Source organism: Leptospiraceae bacterium (assembly GCA_016708435.1).
Lineage (GTDB): Bacteria > Spirochaetota > Leptospiria > Leptospirales > Leptospiraceae > UBA2033.
In genome coordinates this window covers 128,174-152,994 of sequence record JADJFV010000002.1, presented here as the reverse complement: position 1 = coordinate 152,994, position 24,821 = coordinate 128,174, and the positions used below count along the sequence as shown (strand labels likewise).

The following is a 24,821-nucleotide window of genomic DNA, read 5'->3' as shown; positions in this document are numbered from 1 at the left end:
TCCACCGAAGGCTTGCGGCTTTCGGTGGGGTTTCTGTTTTAAACTATTCCATACTCTTTCATTAAACTAAAAATTTCCTCTTTGGGTAAGCCGGGAAACTTTTTCTTTATATTGGTGCGGTGTGTTTCAACTGTTTTTTTATTGATTTTCATTTGAATACCTGTCGCATCCATACTTTTACCGCGTATCCAAAAGCGAAGGATGTCCAATTCTTTCGATGTAAGTTTGAGAAACGGATTATTCCCATTATTCCCTGAATTTTGAATCGGTCTAAATTTTTGATCTTCGAAGATTAAGTTGGCGATTTCTACAATTTTACTTCTCGCTTCTGATTTAAAAAGATAAGCGTCTATTTTGTTTTTTTCGCAAAGTCTTTGTAGTTCAAATTTTTCGAGAGAACTAATGAGGATTGTCTTTAAGTTAGGTCTTAGTTTTTTTGCTTGAATCAGCACTGTTACTCCGTCGATATCTGGCATCATATAATCACAAATCAACAAATCGCATTCTTTTTCGGCGACGTAGGCTAATACTCCTTCGCCGGTCTTAGCTTCTTGGACAACTTGAAAGGAGGGATCTTTTTCTATTCCTACTCGAAGTCCCATATTGAAAATATCATGATCGTCTGCGACGACTACTTTCTTTTTATTCACTTTCATCCCAGGTTAACGTAAAACTACTTCCTTTTTTTTCTTTGCTTTTCACTGTTATTTTTCCATTCATTCTTTCGGCAAAGTCTCTACAAAGGGTGAGTCCAATTCCACTCCCTCCTTCGCCCTCGGTGCCACGAGTATTTTTTTCTACTTGGGATTGAGTAAAGAATTCTTCCAGTCTACTTTGGGGTATTCCAATACCATTATCTTTTACCGTAATAAAAGAAAGCGATTTTTCTTTTCCATAAGAAATTTCGATTTTCCCTTTCTTTGGAGTGAACTTAATCGCATTGGAAATTAAATTTCTAAGGATAAGTCGTATTACCCCTTCATCTGCCTTACGAAATTGATTGTTTTTATTGGTGATTTGGATCGAAATCTTCTTTTTATCAGCTACCCCTTTATAGAGTAGAATTGTTTCTTTGGATATTTTTTCCAGATCGACTAACTCTAATCGAATCGGAGAGTATCCAAGTTGGATATAAGACCATTGTAATAGATTTTCCAAAAGAAATTTGTTGTTTTCTAAGTTTTCATTTAATGCTATCATATTCTTTCGAAGAGCTTCTATCGTTAAATGCTCATCTTGAAAAAGGTAAATCACTTCTTCTAATGCAAATAGCGGATTACGAAGGTCATGCGCTATGATAGAGAATAATTTATCTTTCATTTGGTTTGTCTTATGCAATTCTTGGTTGTATAACTCCAAGGTTTTTGTTTTGTCCTTTACCTCTTTTTCTAAGTCAGAGCGATATTTTTTTTCTAGGTCTAATAATTTTTCGCTGGTCTGTTTTGTTTTACGAGACAGAGCCAGAGTTACGCAGGTAATCAGTATTAGACTTCCTTCGAGAGTAAATGCCTTAGTAGGTATGATATGGAGTATGTGTAAAGGAATGAATAAATTCGTAATAATAAAAATCACAAACCCAAGAAGAATTAGATTAGACCCAACTTTTTTTTCTTTGTATGCTTTGTAGGTGAGATAAATGACCTGAATGGATAGCAAAGGAACAAGGAACATTACATTTAGAAGTAGAACATACCGTGAGTGAATGCTTCTATAGTCTATGGAAATTCCTGCGAATAAAGAAGAGATGGTGCTAAGCCCAAAAAAAATAAGTAAGAATTTTGAGACCCGATTGATTTTTTTTTCTAAGAAGGAATGGATGAAGACGACCGAGAGTAGGCAAGAAAAACAATAACTCAAATTCATAGTATAGAAATGAACAAGAAAGACTTCAGAGAAAAAATATAGCATTCTTTCAAAACCTAAGAACGTCAACGCATGAAAAATAGTCCCGATTCCAAAATAAAGAATTGCTCTATCGTTTCGATTCCCAAGAAATAAAAATAAATGATAGATGCCAATGAATAGAATGAAAAATCCACTTCCTCCGGTAATCAAAAGAAAACGATTATACGATTTTTCACATACACTCATTTCACAGATTCTAGGTGCTTCTAAAAATCCTCCACTGGCAGCACTGTCCGCAACACGAATTGTAATTTGATTTTTTCCATTTACTAGGACGTTATCCGGGATAGGATAGAGAGATGGGCTTGCATTGTTTACAATTTTTAATTTGTCTTTGTCAATGATTCCTTTCTTGCCAATGAGTTTCCCATTGATATAAGTTTCATTTGAATTTATGGCATTAAAAACTAAGACCCCCAATTTATGTTTTTGGGTATCTTCTGAAAAATTGATTTCTGTTGTGTAGGATACTATGTATTTGTCTTTGATTCCAGAATTAAACCACATCCGCGGAATGTAACCGAGCTTGAATTCATCCTTTGGTTCATTTGTAATTGGATTGTAGTCTGGATTTGTGGTTACTCTCCAGTTGCCGTGAAGGGAAAGAATCTCCTTTGTATCCTGGAAGTAATACTGACTTTCTGTAATCCTATTCTCCGTGCGGTTACAGGCAAACAGGAATAGAATTGAAAGGATTAGGGTTTTAAAGATTACCATGCGATTAAATGACGCACGTGAGCAAAACTGTCATTTCGAATCGAGCACATCAGTTTGTGCGATGCGTGAGAAATCTATCTGGCAAAAATAGTATTAGGCTTATCTTATACTTTGTTTGTAAAATAGACCTCTCACGATGTTCCACCCCGCGCTTAGTCGCGCCCTTCACCTTCGTATGTTCGAGGTGACAGTGTAACAATCTACGCTGCTTTTTTTTGTTTTGCGATTAAGTCGATGATCTTGTCCATGATCTTCATTAGGTCAAAGTCCTTTGGAGTAAAAATTTCTTTTACTCCAATTTTTCTAAGAGTTTCAAAGTCAGACTCAGGGATGATTCCTCCGAAGATTACAGGAATATGATCTACTGCCTTATAATGAGTTAACTCATCCTTAATCTGCTCTGCAATTTCTTTGTGTGAACCGGATAGAATTGAGATACCAATCACATCAGCGTTTTCTTCTACAGCGCTTTGCACAATTTCTTGTGGAGTAAGACGAATCCCTGAATAAATCACATCAAAACCTGCATGTCTTGCGGCTATCGCAATCATTTCGGCACCATTAGAGTGACCGTCGAGTCCTGGTTTTCCCACAACGATTCTTGGACGATGTCCGGTTACTTCCATAAACTTGTCAACTTTAGAACGAATAGAATTTACTAAATCACTTTCGATTTTTAGTTTTTGACCTTCTACGCCGGTTGCTGGTTGGTAAACTCCAAATACGCCTCTTAGTGTATCCGCCCATTCTCCCGTTGTAATTCTTGCTTTCGCGCATTCAATGGAAGCTTCCATCATATTTGCTTTGCCTTTTGCTGCTTCTGTTAGAGCGTCTAATGCTCGTTTGGCTCTTTCCGGGTCACGCTTTGCTTTTGTTTCGGACAATGCATTTAAAGTCAACTGAGCCGAAGCAGGGTCTACTTTGAATATACCGCCATCGCTGTCTGTCATAAGAGGAGATTTAATTCCGTCCGTCCATTTGTTTTTTCCTACAATGGTTAGTTCGCCGGAATTAATCTTTGCCATGCGCTCGGATTGTGATTTCACAAGTTGTGATTTCATGTATCCATTTTCGATTGCTTTGATTGCTCCACCCATATCTAAGATTTTATTAATCTCTGTATAAGCTTCTTCTTTGAGAGAATTTACTTTGCTTTCAATTACTTTTGAGCCATCAAAAAGGTCAGGGTATTCGAGAAGGTCTGTTTCGTAAGCGAGAACTTGTTGTAATCGAAGAGACCATTGTTGATCCCAGGGGCGTGGTAGGGAGAGAGCTTCATTCCAAGCAGGAAGTTGTAATGCGCGACAACGAGAATTTTTAGAAAGAGTTACGCCTAACGTTTCGATTAGAATACGCCATGCATTGTTTTCGGGTTGTTCTTCTGTTAGCCCTAAAGAATTAACCTGAACTCCATAACGGAAAATTCTATACTTTGGATTTTTTACTTTGTAACGATCGCGTGTGATTTCTTCCCACATTTCAGAGAAGGCACGCATCTTACACATTTCTTCTACAAAACGAATACCTGCGTTTACAAAAAAAGAAATTCGCCCAACGCATCTTTCGAATTCTTCTTCATTAAAACAATTTCTTTCTTTGACCGCGTCTAAGATTGCCATTGCAGTTACTAACGCAAATGCCAATTCTTGCACTGGAGTCGCTCCTGCTTCTTGTAAATGATAAGAGCAGATATTGGAAGCATTCCACTTGGGAACATTTCGGAGCGAATACTCATACATATCCACAATGATACGAATGGAATGTTCCGGTGGATAAATATACGTTCCGCGGGCAAGGTATTCTTTTATGATGTCGTTTTGCGTTGTGCCTTCTAGTTTAGATTGAGGAACTCCGAGTTCATCGGCGAGGGCGACATATAAAGATAACAACCACATAGAGGTTCCATTGATTGTCATGGAGGTGTTCATTTCTCCGAGTGGGATTTGGTCGAAAAGAATTTTGAAATCGTCGAGGGAATTAATTGGAACGCCTACTTTTCCGATTTCTGGTTTCGCTATCTCGTGATCAGAACTATATCCACATTGGGTAGGCAAGTCAAATGCAATTGAAAGTCCAGTTTGTCCCTTTGATAAATTCTTTCGGTAGAGTTCATTCGAAGAACGGGCATTTGTATGTCCGGCATAAGTTCTAAAAATCCAAGGTTTGTCCTTGCTTGGATTTCCGCTTTCATCGTAGATGTGGTGGGGTTTTTTATTTTCCATAGTTTCCTTCATTCACAGCAAAATTTGATATTATAAAATCAGCCATATTTTTACATAGTCTTAGAAAAAATATGTTACTTTATAAAGAAAACGAACCTCCGATCAATTACATGGGATTTCTTTTATCCCTTGTCATCCTTTCGATTTCTCTATTCTTATTTTATTCTTTTAAAGGTGAGCCAAAAAATCAAGACTCATTTCTTCGACTGGCAAATTTAAAATCACTTTCGGAGTCAGGGCATTTAAGAACACATTCTGAGCCTTTCTTGCCATTTCTTATCTATACATGGAAGAAGATTTCGACTCTCAGTTACATGAACGCCTATCAGACGTTCATTTCTTTGCTGTTAAGTTTATTTTTACACTTGGTAATGCTCAACTATCGAAAAAATGAGTGGGGATTAAATCATTATTTTATTATCTATTTGGTTGCGTTTGCGCCATTTTCCATTTATCTTCCATTTGAATACTTGGAAGAAATGCTTTGCCTTGTGGTAATTTTACTTTTACAAGTTGATTTTAAAATGGAAAATGTAGGAGATCTTTTCAAATTAATTACTCTTACATTTCTGGCATTCGTTTCCAATTTGATGATGTTTCTTTTGGGTTATACACTTTTTGTAATTTTAAACTCGACTGTGTTTATGAATAAGCAAAAAGCAAAACCAACTGTGTTCTACAAAAAGAGAAACGTAGCAGGGCAATTGCTTTTGATTTATTTGATTACTCTATTTGTATTCATTGTGATTTCGATTTTGTTTAAATTCTTCGGCGTAGACTCTTTTCAATACATTATGAATGGACTTTGGAATACACTGTATCGATTCTTCCCTATCTTTGTAGTTCTTAAGATTTCAGAGTATTTACTGAGAAAGGAAAAAGAACTCAATACGTTAGGAACAACAGCGATTGTATTTTTGCTTATTGTCGTCTCTGGTTACTTTATGTATAACGCCAAGAACGATGACATAGATTATCTAGAAAAACAGAAAAACGAACTTGTTTCTCTAAAAGCAAGAGGCAGAATTCTGCCAAATCAGGCTATTTATGGTTATCCGCTTATTAGTGATTATATGTATTTTTATACTGGAGAAACAGTATTAACCGCAGAAGTTTCTAAAATGAAGCGGGATGATTTCTTGATTGCGAGAGGAATGGTAGTGAGTGATAAGCAGATTCTAGAGAAGAGCATGAAATCTTTAAAGCCTTTGTTTTATCCACTCGACAAAGACACACTCTTAATCGGTAAAGAACTGATTGATTATATTATGCTAGAAAAATCAAACACAGAGACGAAGACAAAACTATTTGAGACTCTCGCTAAGATTCCTTCGATTACACCTCATACCCGAATGAATCGCGCCTTCAGTGTATTGTTTGGATTATGAGTTTTGAAAAACAATATTGGTCGGAGATTTATGCCGGTCGTTATATTGATGGAACTTTTAATGCAAGCAAGCACGCTGAATATATAAAAAGCATTTTTTCTCTTTCCGAATTTCCAATTCGTAAAATTGCAGATATTGGATTTGGAAAAGGCAAGCTTCTAGAAGAAGTTGCCAAAAGACTTCATCCGGAGCTTATCATTGCAGTCGATACATCCGAGCTTATGGTAGATGCTTTGAAAAAAAAAGCATGGATTGGAAAATACAATGTTGCGATTGTTCATTCTTTTTTTGAAGAGTTTAATATCGATTATCTACAAAAATATCCAGTAGACTTAGTCATTGCCAATTCTGTTTTTCAATACATAAAAGACGTAGAGGCAAGTCTAAAAAAACTTGCTTCTATTGCAAGGTTTAGCTATTTCAGTGTTCCGACTAAGAATGATTATCTGCGAATGGAAAGAGAAATGAACTTTGTTGACAAATATGCATTCTCTCGCCCTAAAAGCTTTTATACAAAAATTCTAAATAAATATTTTACCCGTGTTTCGTTTAACGTTCTAGAAAGTAAACTCGTGCAAGAGCATTCTTATTTCCCTGCTGAGCTATATCGCGAGTAGGGGATGTTTTTAAAGATTACCACCGATGAACACCGAGTTGCATCGATAGTCTGTTTCTGCTCTCCTTTTGCTTGCGTTATTTGTATCCGCTAAATTAACCCCACCTTCCAAAAGTATTAGAATATGCTAAAGTGTAAGGATGGAAAATAAAAAAACAAAAGATGAACACATGGCTGATTGTGCAATTAGCGGGCTAAGCAAGGCTGAGTATTGCAGACAGAATGGAATACGTTACCAAACCTTTATGAATTGGCAACAGAGGACAAGTGAAAGAAGTATGGACTGGAATCCAATTCAAATACAAGAAGAGGAAGGGGAAATTGGAAACTATTTTGAATTACGGATTTTAGAGAATTGGAAATTCGAAATCAGTTTGAGGATACGATTATGATATTAACAAATCCCTTTCAATTTAAAATCTTTCTTTATCCTCAGTATATAGATATGAGAAAATCCTGGAATGGGCTAATTGGTCTTGTGCAAAACGGAATGAATCTTGATCCATTCGAGAAGAGTCTATTCGTTTTCTGTGGACGCTCACAGAGACTAATCAAAATAATCTACTGGGATGGAAATGGTTTTTGTATGTGGATGAAGCGACTTGAGAAAGGCAACTTTCCATTTAACCCTAATAAAAATATAAATATTACGAAGAAAGAGTTAATCTGGTTACTTTCCGGTATTGACACAAGGAAAAAACACAAAGCGATAAATTTTTCTAAGTAAAAATAAAAAATGCTGTACAAATTCAGGCAGAATGCAAATTAAAAATTGTGAATCTGCCTGAAAACCTTCCCGCTGATATTGAATTTTTACAACAATACATTCGTTCTCTGGCAAACAAGCATAATGCGCTTGAGGAGATAAATGCAAATCTAGTTAAAGAAAATACTTCTCTCACACAGGATAAACAATCATTAACAAAAGAGAATGAGATTAAGCAAAATAAGATTTTAAAGTTAGAGTTACAAATATTTAACTTTGAAAGAAAAATCTTTGGAAGAAATTCAGAGAAAATTGATCCGAGTGAATTGTATTTTGGGTTTCTATTCAATGAAGCAGAAAAAGGAATCAATGATGAAGAAAAAATCTTTGATGGTCATAGTGAAACAATTCATGTAAAATCATTCGCAAGAAAGAAAGTGGGCAGAAAGCCATTACCTGAACACCTTCCAAAAGAAGAAATCATTCATGATATTCCTGAGTCAGAAAAAATTTGTAATTGTGGTCATGAGCTGAAAAGAATCGGAGAGGAAGTTTCTGATAAACTTGGATACATTCCTGCAAAAATTTATATTGAAAGACATATTCGTTTTAAATATGCCTGCAAACATTGCGAAGGTGATGAAAGAAATGAAGTGGGTAAAATTGTAGTAACCGCAGAAATGCCTCCGCAGATTTTACCTAAGAGCCATTTAACTCCTGAATTACTCACATACATTTTAATCAGTAAATTCCTTGACCATATTCCTTTTTACAGAATGGAAAGTATATTTCTTCGACATAAGTTGGAGATAACAAGAGCTACCCTCTGCAATTGGACGATAGGAGTTTACGAGCGGTATCAACACTTATTTTCCTTTTACAAAAATATACTCTTGAGCGGAAGGCTTTTGGGAATTGATGAGACTCGTTTACAAGTTCATAAAGAAGAAGGTCGAAGTGATACCACAGATTCGTATATGTGGCTAATTCGTGGTGGAACTTTTGAACGACCAGTTCTCTTGTATATGTATCGTGAGACTCGAAGTGCGGAATTTCTGAAGAGATATTTGAAAGGGTATAATGGAATTATCCAGACAGATGGATTCGGAAGTTACGATGCACATTTTCGGGATAATGAATATATACTCCATGCAGGTTGTATGGCTCATGCAAGAAGAGAGTTTGAGAAAATCTGGAAGGCAAATAAAAATCCAATTGCTGGAAATATTCTCAATCAAATTCGAAAGCTTTACAAAGTAGAAGAGGAAATGAGAACTTTAGGCCTATTTCAAAAGGAGATGTTTTCTGAAATTGTTCGTATCAGACAAGAGAAAGCCAAACCGATATTAGACGCTCTCTACCTTCACCTACAAGACCTCACTACAAAACCAGAAGGGACTCTTGATCTTGGAAAAGCAATACGATATTCAATCGGTCAATGGGACAAACTCGTATTATACTTATCTCATGGCGAAGTTTACATTGACAATAATCTAGTCGAGAATGCGATCCGTCCCTTTGTTCTAGGAAGAAAGAATTGGCTCTTTTCTGGTTCACCTGTTGGTGCTTTTGCAAGTGCATTCTGGTATTCGCTTCTTCAAACTGCTAAGGCTAATGGTAAAGATACTTATAAATTTCTTCTACAATTTTTAAAAGGATTACCGTTTTGCCAAACACCACAAGATTGCGAAAAACTTTTTAATGATTCAATGGGGTGGGGTTAATTTAGCGGATACTCGCAAGTAGAATGGATGCACCCATTTTCCTATCGGATGAATCTTATGCAATTCTCCGAGTAATAAAGGAATGGTTTTAAAAAGAAACTAACTTGGGGCAAAGATGCAGTAAACTCTCTTAATGAAATCTTAAACCAAATGATAAGAATTTGTAATAAAGTAACTTCAAAAGATTTATACATAGTTTCCTTTAGTTATATGTTTTTAAATTGAAGTATTATTTTTTTCTATGCGAAAAATTCAAAAATGTATTTTATGGAGTAATTATCGATTTAATCATTATCCGATAATTTAGTTAAGAACATTTTTTTTATTCAGAGATTTATTAATGTCTAACAAAAAAGAATGAAGTCTCGTCTTTATTGTGCAAGTAAAGTAAGAGTTAAAGCGGTTAGCTCGCGTTATCCGCAGAAACTCTTTTGAGATAAATATAAAAAGAATTGCACGACAAGAGGGTTATAAAATCATGGTAAAAAGGCAGTAAAAGGAAGGTACGAAAATTTGGATTTCCCCGATTTAGAATCTTATTTTCAAGTTTTGACGGATACTACTGATAACATTGCGATTATTAACACTCATTATGAAGCAGATCATGAGAGAGATTTCAAGCAATTAGATGACATCTTTAGCGATATCATCTCACGACCCTGGGAACATTCGCCCGACGATTATTATGTATTGTTCACTAGCTACTTTACATTCCATGTGAAAATCATAGAAGAAATTGTGAAAGAAGCCAGAGAGATACTTAACCCTGACAAGCGAGATTACCTCAAGAAGTTAGTAGGATACAAGAAAGAAGCAGACGAATGGTTTCTAGCACTGAAAAAGAAAAGAAAATCTGTGATGGTAGCTGCATAAAATTTGCTTTTTAAGATATACCGTAGAGTATTGACTCTATGATATTCAACTCAGTTGATTTTATCCTTTTTTTCCCGGTAGTTTATCTACTTTATTTAAGGATTGATCACAAGAAACAAAACATACTTCTCCTGATAGCCAGTTATTTTTTCTATGGCTATTGGGATTACAGATTTCTGTCCTTACTCGTCCTCTCGACGATTATAGATTATTATGCGTCTTTAGGTATAGAGGCTAACCGTGATAATCCTTCCAAGAAAAAATACTTCTTATATCTCAGTATCTTTTCCAATCTAGGAATCTTAGGATTCTTCAAATACTTCAATTTCTTTGTTAAGAGCGCAGTCTCAGCGTTTGGTGCATTTGGAATTCAAATGCATGAACCTACGCTTAATATCATTTTGCCCCTGGGCATTTCCTTTTATACATTCCAAACGATGTCTTATACGATTGATGTATATCGTGGAGATTTGAAGCCTACGAGAAACTTTTTAGACTTTGCATTATTCGTTACCTTCTTTCCGCAGCTTGTAGCTGGACCGATAGAGCGGGCTACTAATTTATTGCCGCAGATTACTAACGAAAGAAAAGTAACATTCGAGAATATCAAACAAGGCGCATTCTTAGTTCTATTTGGATTTTATAAAAAAATATATATCGCAGATAATATGGCGACTATTGTAGATCCTTTCTTCGCACAAGGTGATACACTATTGACTCGTACTGGGGCAGAAGCATTTCTTGGCTCTGCTGCCTTCGTCTTTCAAATCTATGGAGATTTTTCCGGTTACTCAGATATAGCCCGTGGTATTTCTAAGTTCATGGGCGTTGAACTCATTCGTAACTTTAACCATCCACTCTTCTCTCAAAATATAAATGACTTCTGGAGAAGGTGGCATATTTCTTTTATGAATTGGCTTAGAGATTATGTGTATGTTCCTCTTGGTGGAAAGAATGACAGTGAATTCAAGCAGCATCTGAATAGCATGATTGTATTTCTTTTGTCCGGTCTCTGGCATGGGGCTAATTGGACGTTTGTGCTATGGGGTTTCTTTTGGGGAATAGTAAATGGTTTGTATCGAGTGCTTAGAAAAGTGACAGCACCTAAGGATGGGAGCAAACGTCCACCGACCAATAAATACTTGGTTCCTTTTAATGTTCTATTTACCTTTGTAGTCCTTGTATTTTCTTGCTTTTTCTTTCGAGCGCAGGATATAACAACTGCGTTCACTTTAATTAAAAAAGTATTTCTAGAATTTGGAACGGTTGATCCAAAGATAGTAATGAAATTTTTCCGTTTGGCTACTCCCTTTTTACTGATAGAATTTTATCAGTATATAAAGAATAATGAGTATTCTATCTTCGAGCTAAAGACATTCTACAGAGTTTGTTTTTATCTATTTATTTTCTATTCAATCATCATCATGGGGAATTGTAACAAAAATGAATTCATTTATTTCGTATTCTAAAAAAGTTCCAGCGTTTACTATAACGGCTCTACTCATTGTAATGATTGAAGTAGGTTTGTATTTTATTCCTAACCTGCATTACTTAGAAGGAGGAGGGTCTTTCTTTACTTATTATAAAAAGCAAATCGCGGAAGATAAAAAGCAAAGTTTTGACATATTGCTATTAGGCGACAGTCGCTCTCTTTCGATTCACGGAGTAAAAGAAAAAGAAGGCGAGTTTACCATGTATAATTTTAGTTTGCCTGCTGCGGGTCCCCGTTACTTTAAATTCTTTTTGAAGAAATACTTAGAGAATCATGCAAATCCAAAATTAGTAATCTGGGCGGCTGATCCCGAACAGTTCAATCAATCGAAAGCAAAGACATTTGATACAGATAAGAATCTATGGAATCAATATAAGCATCGTCTTTTAAATCTATTTACATTTCCAGAAAGCTTCGAACAATACAAAGGGGGCGAATTGCTGTTTATCGCAAAAGAGTATTTGCCGCTCATGATGTATTCTTTTAAATACAGACAGGGCTTTGGGGATTTACTAAATGGATTAAAGATGGAAACCTTTACATCGAGAGAAACCTATCATACCAGACAAAATCGTATGATTGAAACTATCACATCGAGTCATAATGGACAAATTAACTTAGGTGATTATTTTATCGCAGATGAAAATGAAGTAGCAAAAAGCTATGTGAAATACATTGAGAGCTTGAATAAAGTAAAACAATACGACCTAGATCCCTTAGCTGATTTTCTCAACTTTTGCAAAGAAAAACAAATCAAAGTATTAGTGTTAAATATTCCGCGCGTAGAAGGCTTAAATCAAACTCAGTATTTTCAATCTGTAACTCCTGCCATTAAAGATAAAACAGCATTATTCCCCAATGCAAAGTATTTAGAATATCCAGAAATGGATTATCCATTATCCGCTTTTTCTGAGTCGATTCATTACAATGGCACCGGCGAGAAAAGGCTCAATTCTGATTTTAAAGAATACATTTATCCGGAGATTATCTCTTACATTAAAAACTCCGACAAGAAGGAACTCAATGAGAAATAAAAAGTTTTTACTTTATCCACTCGCTCTCTTCTTTATCTTATTTGCATTCGATAAAGTATTCCTTCTAGATAAAGTCCGCTCTTATGTAAAATCGGATTTTACTTATATCTACTACGAGACAAGAGAAGACTTGTTTGAGATGTTAAAGAAAAGAAAGTCAGACAAGAAACTCATGATTATCCTCGGCTCGTCGAGGCTATTATACTTTGATTCAAAAGACTTAGAACAATTTTATCCAAACTGGGATATATACAATTTCTCCTCTGCTGTTACCACGCCTGCGTATTATTACTATTATCTGGAAAAAATTCTAGATGCAGGAATCAATCCTGATTTCGTCCTTTTAGAATCAGATCCAAATCAATTTAACTCGAATACTCCGATATTTAGAAATTCAAATCTCACCTATAGTTTTGATTTACCATTTGTTTTAAAGTATGCAAATGTATTTGGAAAAGACTATGTAAGCTTTTATTTAGGCAAATACTTATTTGCCTCAAGTAAGAACAAACCACACCTAGATACTGCCTTTAAAAGACTAACTGATCCTAAATATGAAATCATCGCCAAAGAAGGTCATAAAATCAAAGACATACTTTTAGAGAGTAAGGGAAGCTCTAAGTCTCTGGTAGAAAATTATGTAGAGCGTGACTTTGGAATTTTACAAGCAACCAGTCAACGCACAATTGATTGGCTTTTTTCATCTTACAAAGATTCAGAAATGCAATATGCTTTTTACGAAAAGATATTACAGCGATTATCCGACGCAAAAATAAAAACAGTCATCGTCTGGCCTCAAAGCTCTCTACCCATGCAAGACCTAATGCGTAAATCCGAAAAGGTAGGTAAGAAAGTAGATGCCTGGTATAAAAAGGTAAATAGCATTAGCGCAAAATACGGATTTAACGTTCGAGACATGGACAATACAGAGGATTATTACTGTAATTCGTTCGTAGACGGCGGTCATATCGCCAAAGATTGTTATCATCCCTTCATGCGTTATGCGATGAGTGAGTATTTTAAGTTGAAGTGATTGCAGTCATTTTGAGCATTGCTAGTGGGATGGAATTTTTACATTGAATATGGGAGTGAGTTATACTTTCTTCTAATTATACAATGAACGAAACAAATATATTTTCTACTGCTTCTCATAAACTTTTCGGACCGGTAAAAAGAATAGGTTCAAAGACGTATTATACTGATAGTGTCGGACTTCCTGTGCGAACATGTTTCCAGATGTTTATTAGAGATTTTCTCCCAGAAGCTGTTATAGCTTTTTCCCGTTTTACTGAATTAAATGGACTGGATTCTTCTTGTTATAAATTTGAGTATTCAAATGATTTCAGAAATATAATACAGATATTTGTAAACAGCACTTACGACATGAGATATTTATATAAACTCGACGAAAAGTTGAGAGTTATTGAAAAAGTATTGATGTCGGGGAACAAATGTGCTGAACGTGAAGTTACTTTTTACAACGACGAACACAGAAACAAATCATTCATAAAATACAATGCCACTGGTAGGGAAGAGGAGCGGATTGAGTCGTATTACAACAAAGATAATAAACTTACCGATATGCAAATAACCAAACGCAACGAGGGTATTTCCAACTACAAAATAACTTACATAGATCCAGATATTAAAGTAACAAAAATTTCCGATAGGAATAATAAAATCTTGAAATTCAGAAGTGAAACGTTAGACAAATATGGAAATCTACTTAAACAAAGCGAATCAGAACCAGAGGGTTTAAATTTATTCACAGCAAGTTACCAATACACTTACACAGCCGACAACCTGATCTATGAGATGATTTGTTTCGGACAAACCGGGAAATTAAATTTCAGACGAATTTTCTTGTATGATAATCACAAAAACATTGTTACAGAAAAAACGTATGTGCCCGCTCGCACAGAAGGGGAAATATTGAATAAAATAATAGAGAACGAAATTGAATATTATATGCATTGAAGGGATGGTAAATCAAAAGATCTTTTTATGAAAGAGACACAATTCATTTTTGCTTTATGCTTTTAATTTTAGGCATCAGAATGGAAATAATTATAGGAGAAGTTGATTACAAATTACTAGAAAGATAAGGTGACCAAGCATCACTCATCCAACTCATTTAGCGGTAGTTCAAATCCAGGAAGAACATCTTCCCCGTCGATACTAGTTTCAAAGTCTTCGTGGATTCGCATTTTTTGAGATGCTTTGTATACAAAAACTTTTCGTTGAAACGGATCAATGAGCCATGCCAGCTTACAGCCGTTAGCCATCCATTCGTCCATTTTCTTTTGTGTTTGCCAGAGACTATCCGATTCAGAAAGTAACTCGATTACAAAATCAGGACAGAGAGGAGGGAACTTTCTTTTTTGCTCTGGAGTAAGGCTTTCCCATCTTTCGTTAGAAATCCAAGCAGCATCGGGAGATCGCATTGCTTTGTTTGGTAATATAAAACCGGAAGAAGAATCGAACGCTACACCAGTTTTATTTTTTTTTTGATAATCCTTAATATAATAGGCAACGTTTAGATTTTTTCTGCCACTTTCTCCGCCAGTGGGTGACATTACGATGATTTCTCCTTCTGAGGATCTTTCAATTTTTATTTCGTGATTATAGACACAGAATTTATACAAACGATCATCGTCCATAATCGGGTAATCGGGAATTGTAAAAGAGAGCGCTTGCATGGTAGTTGTTTTAATTCTATTTGATTCTACTCCTATGTCAATGGAAAAAATCATAATAAGTTTTTCCAGTGTATGATAAGGACTTCAACTATTCTCGTTCATGATTCGATTACTAGGGCAATATGCATCGAAAGCTGATCGAAGCGTGGTAAAAGCTTGCTAGAAAATATTCTTAGAGGACTAAGCAAATAAAAGTTGTTGTCTTTGAGTTAATTGGAATATATTGCATATCTAAGAGGTTTCGATGGAAAAATTATATGAAAGGGATGGAGTAGTTGCAATTTATTGGGATCCTTCCTCTAAAGCGTTATGTCCTGAATGGAAAAGCTTTTCTGTCTTAGACAAAGAAGTTAAAGAATCACTCGAAAAACTTTTAACCTTCATAGTTGAAAGAAAATGTGATCGCCAGATTATTAATACTGGCAAAACTCTTGGCGGTTTTAGTGAGCAAATTCAGGATTGGTTAGCAAATGACTGGATTCCGCGTGCAGTAACGGCGGGAATGAAATACGTTGCGACTGTTATTCCAAAGAATGCTATGGCTCAGCTCTCCAATGACTATTGGCAAGAAGTCAGCACAGATATTGGCTTTGTTACCATAAATGTAACCTCCCATGAAGATGGCGTGGATTGGTTAAAGAAGTTTCCTTAAAAAGTTATTGAATCCAAAGCTAAATCGGAAATAATAGAAGGCAAATTACAGAGGTGCCCATGTATTCTTTAAAAATAGTTACTGTCCTTTCTTTCTTTTTGATTTCTTGTGCTTCGTTTATGCAGAAGGATAAAAAAGCAGAATTTTCTTTTGAATCTCCGAACATTCGAGTAGAGAAATTTCCTGAAACTTTTAATCTGAAAGGCAAAGGTATTGTTAAAACACAGTGTCCGGCTAATGCCTGTTCGCCTGAACAAATTAGTAAAATGGATGCAGGCGCGATTAAGGGATTTACTAAGGATGGAGCCTGGGAGGAATACATGGAAATAACTGACCAAGTAGATCCTAAGAAAAAATACAGTGTTCTTTGGATGAAAGGCAGTTATACGAACGGAAAAAAAGAAGGCATCTGGGAGGAATTCGAAGAGAAATACGATCCCTCCACTAAAATTAAGAAATTAGTCAAAAAACAATTCGGAGCATTCAAAGAAAATAAGAAAGACGGAGTCTGGACATTACTCTATGAGACAGGCGAGAAATTAAAGGAAACTCCTTTCGTAGACGGAAAAAAACACGGAACAGAGAAAAAGTTCAGTATTAAGGGTGCTCAAATCGAAGAAATCAATTATGTAGAAGGGGAGCGCCACGGAATTTACTGGAAGAAGACAGCTTCTGAATTGGCTATGTGTGAAGGAACTTTCACAAAAGAGCAAAAGACTGGAAAATGGACAGAATATACCGTTGAAGATAAAAAACCAGGAAAACTGAAAGCTGTCCTTCTTTATAATAACAATAAAAGAGATGGTGCAGCTACAATCTATCAGCCGGATGGTGTTACAAAAGCAGCAGAAGGAAATTACAAAGAAGATTATAAAATCGGATTTTGGAAACAATACTATCCAACCGGAGCCATTGATTCAGAAGGAAACCGCAAAGCCGAGCCAGGAGCGATAGAATCCGAAGAAAAGGAAGAAGACTCTGAATCCGGTTACAAAGAAATTAAAGAAGTAAAGGATACACGGACAATGAAAGAGCAAACTTCTTCTTGTCCGACTCCTAACGTGAACGGAAAGTCACTCAATGTGGGCGAATGGAAGAAATACTATAAATCTGGCGATTTATTCTCTGTTGGATCTTATGACGAGAAAGGACTTCCTACAAAAGACTGGAAATTCTTTTACAAAGGAAATAAAATGCGATGTAAGGGAACCATGGCAAATGCACTCATGATGCAAAACGGGGAATTATATGACAAATCGGGAAACTTGGAAGGCAAAGGGAATATGATGCTTTCTCTTTTTAGCATTGATGATAAGACCGACGAGATGAATGATAAGATGATTCCTGCCCTTCCCTTTACATTTTACAAAGCCGGTAAGAAATATCTAGAAATTCTTCCTGCAACAACTCAAAGTTCTGACGAAGCAAAATCTCCAGAGTCAGTAAGAAAAGAAACTACTGCCAAAGAGTATGATGCTAGTGGTAAGTTAATTGGAGAAGGACCTTATATGTTTATTCCAACTCAACCTTTTGGTGGAAAAAAACATGGCTGTAGATTAGAAAATGGCAAAAAGACATATTATCTCATGGGTGTCCTTAAAACCGGCACTATTGCGGATATGAATTGTAAGTAATTTAACTCACCTTACGCAAAAGAATAATGCTATGCCACTTTTAATGAAATTGAGAATATTAGATGAATCTAATGAATTGATTAAAACTATTGCCCGCGGCAGCGAACCCACCGTTAGGTGCCCACTTTCAGCGCTGGGAACGCTGGTCACTCACCTTGCGTAAGGTGAGTAGTTAAAGAAAATACAAAGGTCCAAGCCTTTTTTTTGTTAAAGATTTTTGTGGATCTTTGTATATATTATAAGTACCTTGACGAAAAAAAATTATCCTTTTTTATGGCTTAAACTATGAGAGAAATTATTAAATTAGCGTGTACTGGTTGCGAAGTTCCTGGAAAATCGGCTTATTTTCAAACAAAAAATAAGAAATTAAAATCTGATAAATTAGTTACTAAAAAGTTTTGCAAGTTTTGCAGAAAACATGCAGACCATAAAGAATCTAAAGCATAAAAATGGGATCTAAAGCATCACAATCCAAACAGTCTTCTAGTAAAGGCTTCGATGAATTAAAAGAAGCCTTGCTTGAAAAGAAAAATGATTTATTAATCAAGCTAAACACTTGGGAAGATAAAAGCTCGCCTTCAGGTCTTAAAGAAGTTGGTGATATTGCTGATATTGCTTCTGAAATCAATGAAGAGGCTTTAAGTTCTGTTCTTACAGAAAATGAAATTGACCTTTTAAACCAAATTGAAGTAGCCCTAGAAAAGATTGAAAATGGAACCTATGGAATTTGCGAAGGAACGAAAAAGAAGATTCCTTTAGCTAGACTAAAAGCGATCCCATGGACTCCTTATACGGTTGAGTATGCAGAGATAGCTTCCAAAAACAAATCCAAGAATTCGTCTAGATCTATGGATACAGGCTCTTATCCTGCGCAAGCAATGGATACAGAACTTTTAGATTAATCTTTCGCACATCGGAAACCAAAATGGTGGTATTCCGGGTAATTCTTAGGATCATGGTGTCTTCTCTTAGAGCCACGAGCGTAGTTTTTATCCCACCACCAAGAACCTCCCTTTAATACTCTTCGTTCAAAGCCCGGACAAGTTTCTTTTCCGTCGCAAGGACCTTTCGGATCTTTTTTGGAGCAATCTTCACCGCATACTTCAAAAGACTTTGTGTAAAAGTCATTTACCCATTCCCAAGAATTTCCAGCCATATCGTATAATCCGTATTTACCGCTCGCTCTTGTTCCTACATCCGAAGTAGGAAGGTCTTTGTCTTTTCCACAGCCTTTTTTCCCATTTTCTTCTATGACAGCACGAGTGCAATCGGCAGGCTCATTTCCCCAAGAGTAGATATCTCCGTTCACTCCGCGAGCTGCTTTCTCCCATTCCGCTTCTGTAGGCAATCGCTTCCCCATATACTCACAATATTCTTTGGCGGTATACCAGCTAACGCCCGCGATTGGTTGCTTCGGACCCATGTATGGCTTGCCATAACGGGGACCTATGTAGTTACAAGTTTTATTCTTTAAGCATTCTTTGCATTTGCCAGCGTCTATGCATTTATTGAAGTCCTCGTTTGTGACTTCATAGGTATCCATGTAAAACTCAGAAACGTAAATGATCTGTTCTGGTTTTTCATCTTTCTCATAGACATTGCTCCCTCGAATAAAATTTCCGGCAGGGATGCATTTCATGTTTGGATATGCCTTTGTGCATTCTGGAATGGCTTGGTTTTCTACACGTTGGCAATGGACAAGAAGGAGTAGTAGGGCGAAAAACAGAATTTTTTTCATACCCTTACCATTTTTCTGTAACCTTAATTCGATGTAACAAAAATTTCCAAAGGAACTCATTGTCGTAAATAATCTTAAAAACATTATTTTTATCAAAATTCCGCCGATACAGTTAAAGAGGAACGGAATCATCTATGAATTTATCAATTGCGCCAACTATAATCGGAATCATACTTTTTGGCGTAGGTATGTTTTTTTTCTTACGGTATTTTTTTAAATTAAACTCAGTCGTTTATAAGCCTGTGGGAGTATTTCTTATTATCCTCCTTGGTATTCAAATGATGTTTAGTGAATTGCGATTTGGAAATGATCCAGAAGGAAGCAATACGATTGTAGGGAAAGGTCCCGCTATTGCACCAACTGTAGCTGCCGATACATACAATGTTTTTTTTGGTGTTGGTGAAAATGATTTTACCGGTTTGCCTGTTGGTAGCGGAAATACGTTTATTGAGACTAATACCATGTTTGCGAAGAATAATATATATATCAAAGGAGATGCCCCTGTTCGCGTTTTGATTTATCCAACGCTTGGAGTTGTTACTCTTCCTAATGGACTCAGGTTTATTCCCTTTTTCAAAAATGTTTACAAGACTCGCGCTTATAATGAAAATGAAAAAGCAATTACTATCAAAGTAAATATCACTTTAGGTGCTGTTAGCATTTACGAGAGATAATACTCATTTTGCGTCCATTTCTTCTACACCGTCCCAGTTATCGGGAGCGCCAATTTTAATATATCTTTGAATTTGCTTTAAGTAGTATTCAACTGCTTTGTCTTTTTTATTTTTAAATAGAATTTCCGAGAAAATTTCGGATGCTTCAAAAAAGCTTTGCTTCCAATACAATTCTAAAGCATACTGAAAGTCTTCTCTTGTTTGAATCTTTTGAGCGATGGTGTCTGTTGGTGCTGCGTCTAATAGCTCGTAAATGCTAATAGACGCTCTTTTCCCTTTTACTCTAATTCGTCCTAGAAAGCGGAATTGATATTGACCTATAGAATATAATGAAGTATATATTTCATCCGAAATTAAGATAGAAGCCCCGAATGTTTTTGTAAGGCTTTCTAGTCTAGATGCGGTATTCACTACATCCGAAATAACAGTTCCTTCCATACGCTTTTCTTCTCCTACTGTGCCGAGTATCACTGAGCCAGTATGAAGTCCTATGCCGATTTGAATTGGGGTATAACCACTTGTTAGCCTATGAGAGTTGTAAATAAAAACTTCTTTTTGCATTTCTAAAGAAGCGAGAATCGCATCCTGGGGCTTGTTGGGAAACAGTGCCATGACTGCGTCCCCAATGTATTTATCAATAAATCCTCCGTGTTTGCGGATAATGGGACTTACTCTACCAAGGTATCCATTTATAAATTGAAAATTTTCTTCCGGAGTCATTGTTTCTGATAGGGATGTAAAACTACGAATATCTGAAAAAAGGATAGTCATTTCTTTTTCTAATTGGTCACCCAATTTTACATTGATAATGCTATCATGACCGAGTTCGCTCAAGAATTCCATTGGCACAAAACGACTGTAAGCCTCCACAGTAGTAGCAAGTTCAATATTCAAACGATCTGAGTTTTCTTTTTCAATTCGAATCTTGTTTACCATTTGATTGAATCTTTTTGCTAAGTCCCCAAACTCGTCCTCTCTTGGAAGAATCACTTGTGTATGTAAATTTCCTTCGCTTAATTCTTTTACTCCTCGGTTAAGGCTAGAGATTGGATTGGAAATGTAATTTGCGAAAAGAAAACCTATAAGGCTTGTGCCGAAGAATGTAAAAATGAAAACGATAGACGCTGTAGCCAGGAAAGCATCCTTGGATTCTTTAAAGGTTTTAGATTCCATATAAATAATTACCATGCCCATAGGATTCCCAAGAGCATCTTTAATGATTGCTGTTGCGGTAATATCATTTCCATACGAAGTTGACTTCGCATCGTCGTCTACATGATCTTTGCCACTCTTTAGTATAAACCTATTCTTTTCTTTTTCTGGCTCGGAAATAATGTATTCTGCTCCAGGGTCTGATTCGGGTTCCCCTTTGCCTGTAAATGTCAATGTAAAAATTTCGTTTGATTCAAACAGCGGCATTTGAATCTTTAATTTTCTATTGAGTGGATGAACTTCTTTTCCCGCAGATAGAACGATTAGTGGGTCTTCTGCAATCACTTTGATGACTTCCATTCCATTGATAAGGATTTTTTTTAGTCTGCCCTTATTGATGATTCCGATCTGGATTTGTCCTTTGTTTGTTTGGATTGTGAAATCATTTGTTTGCTCAATAGAATCGTATCTAACAGTGAGTTGCCCCAATTGATTGCTATACACAGAGAATCCAACAAGACTAGACTCCATCCAAATCTTATCTGACTCAGCTGTTGCTCCATCTACTGCATAGAAAAAACTGTCTTTCTCTTTGTCGTAATTTAAAGTAAAAATATAACTGATGTATTCTTCTCGTGTATAGATTGTGTTCAGGTATTTAAAGTAACGCCAGTAGTCAGGATCTTTTCGTGCTTCTAGACTGGTAAAAGAAGAATGCTTAATTGGGTCGATTGAACCAGCACAAGCTTGAGCGAGGGAAAGCATGTAGGCTCGTAACTTATTTACTAGTTCTTTTTGCATGATATTGAAAATTGTATAGCCCAGTGCTGCAAAGATAATGATTTGTATTCCTAAGAGACCGATTATAACTTTTGATTTTAAGCTTTTCATTGAGTCAGTGGGTTTTGAATTTTAAGTCCTGAGATTTTATTGAAGTCACGGTCGGAAGAATAGAGTAGGCTCACTCCGCTTTGAATGCATATAGCTGCGATTCTAGCATCGTGAACTTTGGCTCCTTGCAGTTTTCCAAGAAGCAATTTTTGTTTTAAAATTTCGAAATAGCCAGGAGATTCGCCAAGCAAATGCAAAGTAGGACTTTCTAGCCAAGCTTCCATTTGCTCAATAGCTAATTCTGTTGGAGTGGGTGGGTTGAATATCTTAGGATGGGTTGCAATCGCATAGAATTCGTGTAAGCAGGGATAAGGAATTGCCCAGGAAGCCTTTGATTCTGCCATTTCTTTGACTAGAGAATGGGCTTTGGCATGAAAAGGGCTATCCTCCCGATGTGCATAGATCAGAATGTTCGTATCTATTGCGATCATCGCTTAACTGTAAATCTGGTCTGCAAGGACATTCCAGTCAAGGCTAGCTCCTGCTTGTAGACCTAAACCATGGAAGGATTTTTTCTTGAGTTCAAAGTTAGAGATTGCCTTCTTCTCGGATAGGTATTTACGAAGGGACGCCTCAATGATTTCCCGCAGAGTGATATTCTCATTGCTTGCCGTGTTCTTTGCATCCAATAATAGACTATCAGTTATATCAATGGTTGTCTTCATATGGGTTGTTATATTGGAATACCCATATATATGGCAATAACTTTCTTGGTGTAGATTCATTTTTTTGCTCCTTACTCCAATAGGTAAGAAAGTAGTCAATATGTGTGCAAAAAATGGAACATTTCTTTCTGATTCGCCTTTCTTCGTAAAATTACATTACTGAACCTTGGCGACTGAATTTCCATTATGTTATGTCAGATACTTGTGATTATGCCTGAAATTCAGAGTGTGCCTCTAATATCTAATTGCAGTAAAAGACTATACTGAAAGAATAGCAGATATGTTAAAAAAATTGACAAAGCCCGATGTATCTGTAGATTTAAAAGACAGTGATTTTGCAAAACTAGATTTAAAGGATAAGGAATTTCATCCAGAGTATTTCATTTTTCAAACAGATGCTCTAAAGCAGATTCGACAGGCATTGGACAATCCTCAATTCTATCAGCATTTCATCATAGCAGGAGATGAAGGTGCAGGAAAGAGAAGTAGCACTACTTCCTTACTCAAGAAAGAGTATTCCACAAAGAATAAATTTCCTAAGTTCTATTATTTTAGAAAAAGTAACTCGATTGTAGAAGACCCCGAATACAAAGAGGGTTTGACTCCACTCTTTGATCCAGATGCAGAGACAACTCCAATCATTTATGATCCTACTCCGAATACGATGAGCCTTGTAGGAATTCCGACTGAAAAGAAATATCATCCTGGCAATCTCATCAAAGCTACCGGCGGTTTTTTGATATTGCCGATTGCAAGACTTGTGCAAGAGCCAGTTGTGTATGACTTACTCAAATCTTGTCTCTTAACAGAAAAAATTGACTTTATCAATTTACCAGAATTAAACTTCTTTCAATCTTTAGATAGAACACTTCCTCAATTTCCAATTAATGTAAGAGTTATATTGATTGGAGAAGAGCATATGTATGAGCAATTATTAAAGAGAGATAGTAATCTTCACGAAGTATTCAAAATGAAAATTGATCTTGAGTATGAGGCAGAGCTGAACAAGAAAAATATTTCTCGTTTCTCGGGATTAATTGATACGCTAAGCTTGAAAGACTATCCCGTTCCATCTTTGTCGGCTAAGAAGCGTTTACTCGAAGAAGCACTTAAACTAAATGAAAGCAAGTCTAAGTTCTCTCTCAACGTAACAGACATTAAAACCATCTATGAAGAAGCAATGGTTCTTTCTAAATCTAAAAAAGATGTAAAAGGATCTACAATCACTGACATAGATATTGATACGGCGATTTTGAATATTGAAAAAAGAGATTCACTTCCTAAAAAGAAATACTATGAAGATTTAAAGAATGGTATGTATAATATGACTGTATCGGGAAAGCGATTGGGTCGAATCAATGGACTTTCCATCTTTACACCTTACTCTACGCACCAAGAATATGGGCAAGTCAGTGTTATCTCCTCGCGTGCACTCATGGGTAGTGGAAACTTTATTAACATTGAAAGAGAAGTAAATCTTTCAGGCGATGTTCATGATAAAGGAGTATTTATCTTGCAATCCTATTTAAAAGGATTGTTTGCGAACTTCAGTGCCTTTGCCGTTGATATTTCTATTTTATTTGAGCAAAGCCATTCTATCGTGGACGGTGACTCTGCAACTGTAGCAGAACTAATTGCGACGTTATCCGCTTTATCTGGTTACGAAATCCCAAGCAATGTTGCAATAACAGGGTCAATGTCTCAATATGGAGAGACAATGCCCGTTGGTGCGATCAATCAAAAAGTAGAAGCCTGGTTTGCCATCTCAAAATTATTAGGTAGTCCGAAAGACGTTTTCTATGTATACATTCCGACTGCTAACGCCAAAGACCTAGTTTTATCTGCCGAAGTTATGAAAGCGATTCAAGACAATAAGTTCAATATTGTTTCTTTTTCTCATGTAACAGATGTAGTTCCTGAAATATTAAAAATGCCAATGGGCAAAACGGAAAAGGATGGAAAGTATACTCCTGATAGCATTCTTCGTAGAATTGAAGATCGACTAGAAAAGAAAAAAGAAGTTGAAAAAGACTCATAAA

24 protein-coding genes are annotated in these 24,821 nt (G+C 36.1%); 16 read left to right on the top strand and 8 right to left on the bottom strand.

What is annotated here, in order from left to right; translation table 11 throughout:
* Positions 1–38: 38 nt before the first annotated feature.
* The 3 genes from IPH52_06120 to IPH52_06110 form a co-directional block, all read right to left on the bottom strand.
* Complete coding sequence (locus IPH52_06120; protein ID MBK7054619.1) at positions 39–656, bottom strand: response regulator transcription factor; 618 nt, start codon at positions 654–656, stop codon at positions 39–41.
* On the bottom strand, positions 643–2,622 hold the full coding sequence (locus tag IPH52_06115; protein ID MBK7054618.1) for a sensor histidine kinase: 1,980 nt from the start codon (positions 2,620–2,622) through the stop codon (positions 643–645). The genes IPH52_06120 and IPH52_06115 overlap by 14 nt, the downstream gene beginning before the upstream one ends.
* 200 nt (positions 2,623–2,822) lie before the next feature.
* Positions 2,823–4,844, bottom strand: a complete 2,022-nt coding sequence (locus tag IPH52_06110) for a protein meaA (protein ID MBK7054617.1) — start codon at positions 4,842–4,844, stop codon at positions 2,823–2,825.
* A 71-nt stretch (positions 4,845–4,915) separates the two neighbouring features.
* Between IPH52_06110 and IPH52_06105 the strand changes: the two genes are divergently transcribed.
* From IPH52_06105 to IPH52_06060, 10 genes are all read left to right on the top strand, one after another.
* Positions 4,916–6,232 carry a hypothetical protein gene (locus tag IPH52_06105; protein ID MBK7054616.1) on the top strand — a complete coding sequence of 439 codons (1,317 nt, stop codon included), beginning with the start codon at positions 4,916–4,918 and terminating at the stop codon, positions 6,230–6,232.
* Entirely contained in the window at positions 6,229–6,849 is a 621-nt protein-coding gene (locus tag IPH52_06100; protein MBK7054615.1) for a class I SAM-dependent methyltransferase, read from the top strand. The genes IPH52_06105 and IPH52_06100 overlap by 4 nt, the downstream gene beginning before the upstream one ends.
* 139 nt (positions 6,850–6,988) lie before the next feature.
* On the top strand, positions 6,989–7,240 hold the full coding sequence (locus tag IPH52_06095) for a hypothetical protein (GenBank protein ID MBK7054614.1): 252 nt from the start codon (positions 6,989–6,991) through the stop codon (positions 7,238–7,240).
* Positions 7,237–7,575 (top strand): IS66 family insertion sequence element accessory protein TnpB, encoded by a 339-nt coding sequence (gene tnpB / locus IPH52_06090; GenBank protein ID MBK7054613.1) that lies wholly within the window; start codon positions 7,237–7,239, stop codon positions 7,573–7,575. Before IPH52_06095 ends, tnpB begins: the two co-directional genes overlap by 4 nt.
* Positions 7,576–7,712: 137 nt before the next feature.
* Positions 7,713–9,278: an IS66 family transposase gene (locus IPH52_06085; protein MBK7054612.1), complete on the top strand. Its 1,566-nt coding sequence runs from the start codon at positions 7,713–7,715 to the stop codon at positions 9,276–9,278.
* 513 nt (positions 9,279–9,791) lie between these two features.
* Entirely contained in the window at positions 9,792–10,151 is a 360-nt protein-coding gene (locus tag IPH52_06080; GenBank protein MBK7054611.1) for a PLU-1-like domain protein, read from the top strand.
* Positions 10,152–10,189: 38 nt separating this feature from the next.
* A complete protein-coding gene (locus IPH52_06075) occupies positions 10,190–11,620 on the top strand; it encodes an MBOAT family protein (protein ID MBK7054610.1) in 1,431 nt (476 codons plus the stop codon).
* Positions 11,595–12,677, top strand: a complete 1,083-nt coding sequence (locus IPH52_06070; GenBank protein ID MBK7054609.1) for a DUF1574 family protein — start codon at positions 11,595–11,597, stop codon at positions 12,675–12,677. The genes IPH52_06075 and IPH52_06070 overlap by 26 nt, the downstream gene beginning before the upstream one ends.
* The gene (locus IPH52_06065; GenBank protein MBK7054608.1) at positions 12,667–13,710 is read left to right on the top strand and encodes a DUF1574 domain-containing protein; all 1,044 of its coding nucleotides are present in this window, start codon (positions 12,667–12,669) and stop codon (positions 13,708–13,710) included. Before IPH52_06070 ends, IPH52_06065 begins: the two co-directional genes overlap by 11 nt.
* A gap of 83 nt (positions 13,711–13,793) precedes the next feature.
* The gene (locus IPH52_06060) at positions 13,794–14,654 is read left to right on the top strand and encodes a hypothetical protein (GenBank protein MBK7054607.1); all 861 of its coding nucleotides are present in this window, start codon (positions 13,794–13,796) and stop codon (positions 14,652–14,654) included.
* A gap of 140 nt (positions 14,655–14,794) precedes the next feature.
* Here IPH52_06060 and IPH52_06055 read toward each other — a convergent pair whose 3' ends face one another.
* Positions 14,795–15,376, bottom strand: a complete 582-nt coding sequence (locus tag IPH52_06055; GenBank protein ID MBK7054606.1) for a Uma2 family endonuclease — start codon at positions 15,374–15,376, stop codon at positions 14,795–14,797.
* 244 nt (positions 15,377–15,620) lie between these two features.
* Between IPH52_06055 and IPH52_06050 the strand changes: the two genes are divergently transcribed.
* From IPH52_06050 to IPH52_06035, 4 genes are all read left to right on the top strand, one after another.
* On the top strand, positions 15,621–16,028 hold the full coding sequence (locus tag IPH52_06050) for a hypothetical protein (GenBank protein ID MBK7054605.1): 408 nt from the start codon (positions 15,621–15,623) through the stop codon (positions 16,026–16,028).
* 59 nt (positions 16,029–16,087) lie between these two features.
* Entirely contained in the window at positions 16,088–17,662 is a 1,575-nt protein-coding gene (locus IPH52_06045; protein MBK7054604.1) for a hypothetical protein, read from the top strand.
* A gap of 285 nt (positions 17,663–17,947) precedes the next feature.
* On the top strand, positions 17,948–18,109 hold the full coding sequence (gene rpmG, locus IPH52_06040; GenBank protein ID MBK7054603.1) for a 50S ribosomal protein L33: 162 nt from the start codon (positions 17,948–17,950) through the stop codon (positions 18,107–18,109).
* Positions 18,110–18,111: 2 nt separating this feature from the next.
* Positions 18,112–18,564 (top strand): TraR/DksA family transcriptional regulator, encoded by a 453-nt coding sequence (locus tag IPH52_06035; GenBank protein ID MBK7054602.1) that lies wholly within the window; start codon positions 18,112–18,114, stop codon positions 18,562–18,564.
* Here IPH52_06035 and IPH52_06030 read toward each other — a convergent pair.
* On the bottom strand, positions 18,561–19,400 hold the full coding sequence (locus IPH52_06030) for an SUMF1/EgtB/PvdO family nonheme iron enzyme (protein ID MBK7054601.1): 840 nt from the start codon (positions 19,398–19,400) through the stop codon (positions 18,561–18,563). The two genes, IPH52_06035 and IPH52_06030, sit on opposite strands and share 4 nt — an antisense overlap.
* Before the next feature lie 134 nt (positions 19,401–19,534).
* On the opposite strand from IPH52_06030, the gene IPH52_06025 reads away from it, so the two are divergent.
* The gene (locus IPH52_06025) at positions 19,535–20,074 is read left to right on the top strand and encodes a hypothetical protein (GenBank protein MBK7054600.1); all 540 of its coding nucleotides are present in this window, start codon (positions 19,535–19,537) and stop codon (positions 20,072–20,074) included.
* 3 nt (positions 20,075–20,077) lie between these two features.
* Here IPH52_06025 and IPH52_06020 read toward each other — a convergent pair whose 3' ends face one another.
* The 3 genes from IPH52_06020 to IPH52_06010 are packed head-to-tail and all read right to left on the bottom strand — an operon-like array spanning position 20,078 to position 22,842.
* Positions 20,078–22,117: a HAMP domain-containing protein gene (locus tag IPH52_06020; GenBank protein MBK7054599.1), complete on the bottom strand. Its 2,040-nt coding sequence runs from the start codon at positions 22,115–22,117 to the stop codon at positions 20,078–20,080.
* On the bottom strand, positions 22,114–22,548 hold the full coding sequence (locus tag IPH52_06015; protein MBK7054598.1) for a PIN domain-containing protein: 435 nt from the start codon (positions 22,546–22,548) through the stop codon (positions 22,114–22,116). Before IPH52_06015 ends, IPH52_06020 begins: the two co-directional genes overlap by 4 nt.
* A 3-nt stretch (positions 22,549–22,551) precedes the next feature.
* Positions 22,552–22,842 (bottom strand): DUF2191 domain-containing protein, encoded by a 291-nt coding sequence (locus IPH52_06010; protein ID MBK7054597.1) that lies wholly within the window; start codon positions 22,840–22,842, stop codon positions 22,552–22,554.
* A gap of 220 nt (positions 22,843–23,062) precedes the next feature.
* On the opposite strand from IPH52_06010, the gene IPH52_06005 reads away from it, so the two are divergent.
* Positions 23,063–24,820, top strand: coding sequence for an AAA family ATPase (locus IPH52_06005; protein ID MBK7054596.1), 1,758 nt, complete (start codon positions 23,063–23,065; stop codon positions 24,818–24,820).
* Position 24,821: the final 1 nt, after the last annotated feature.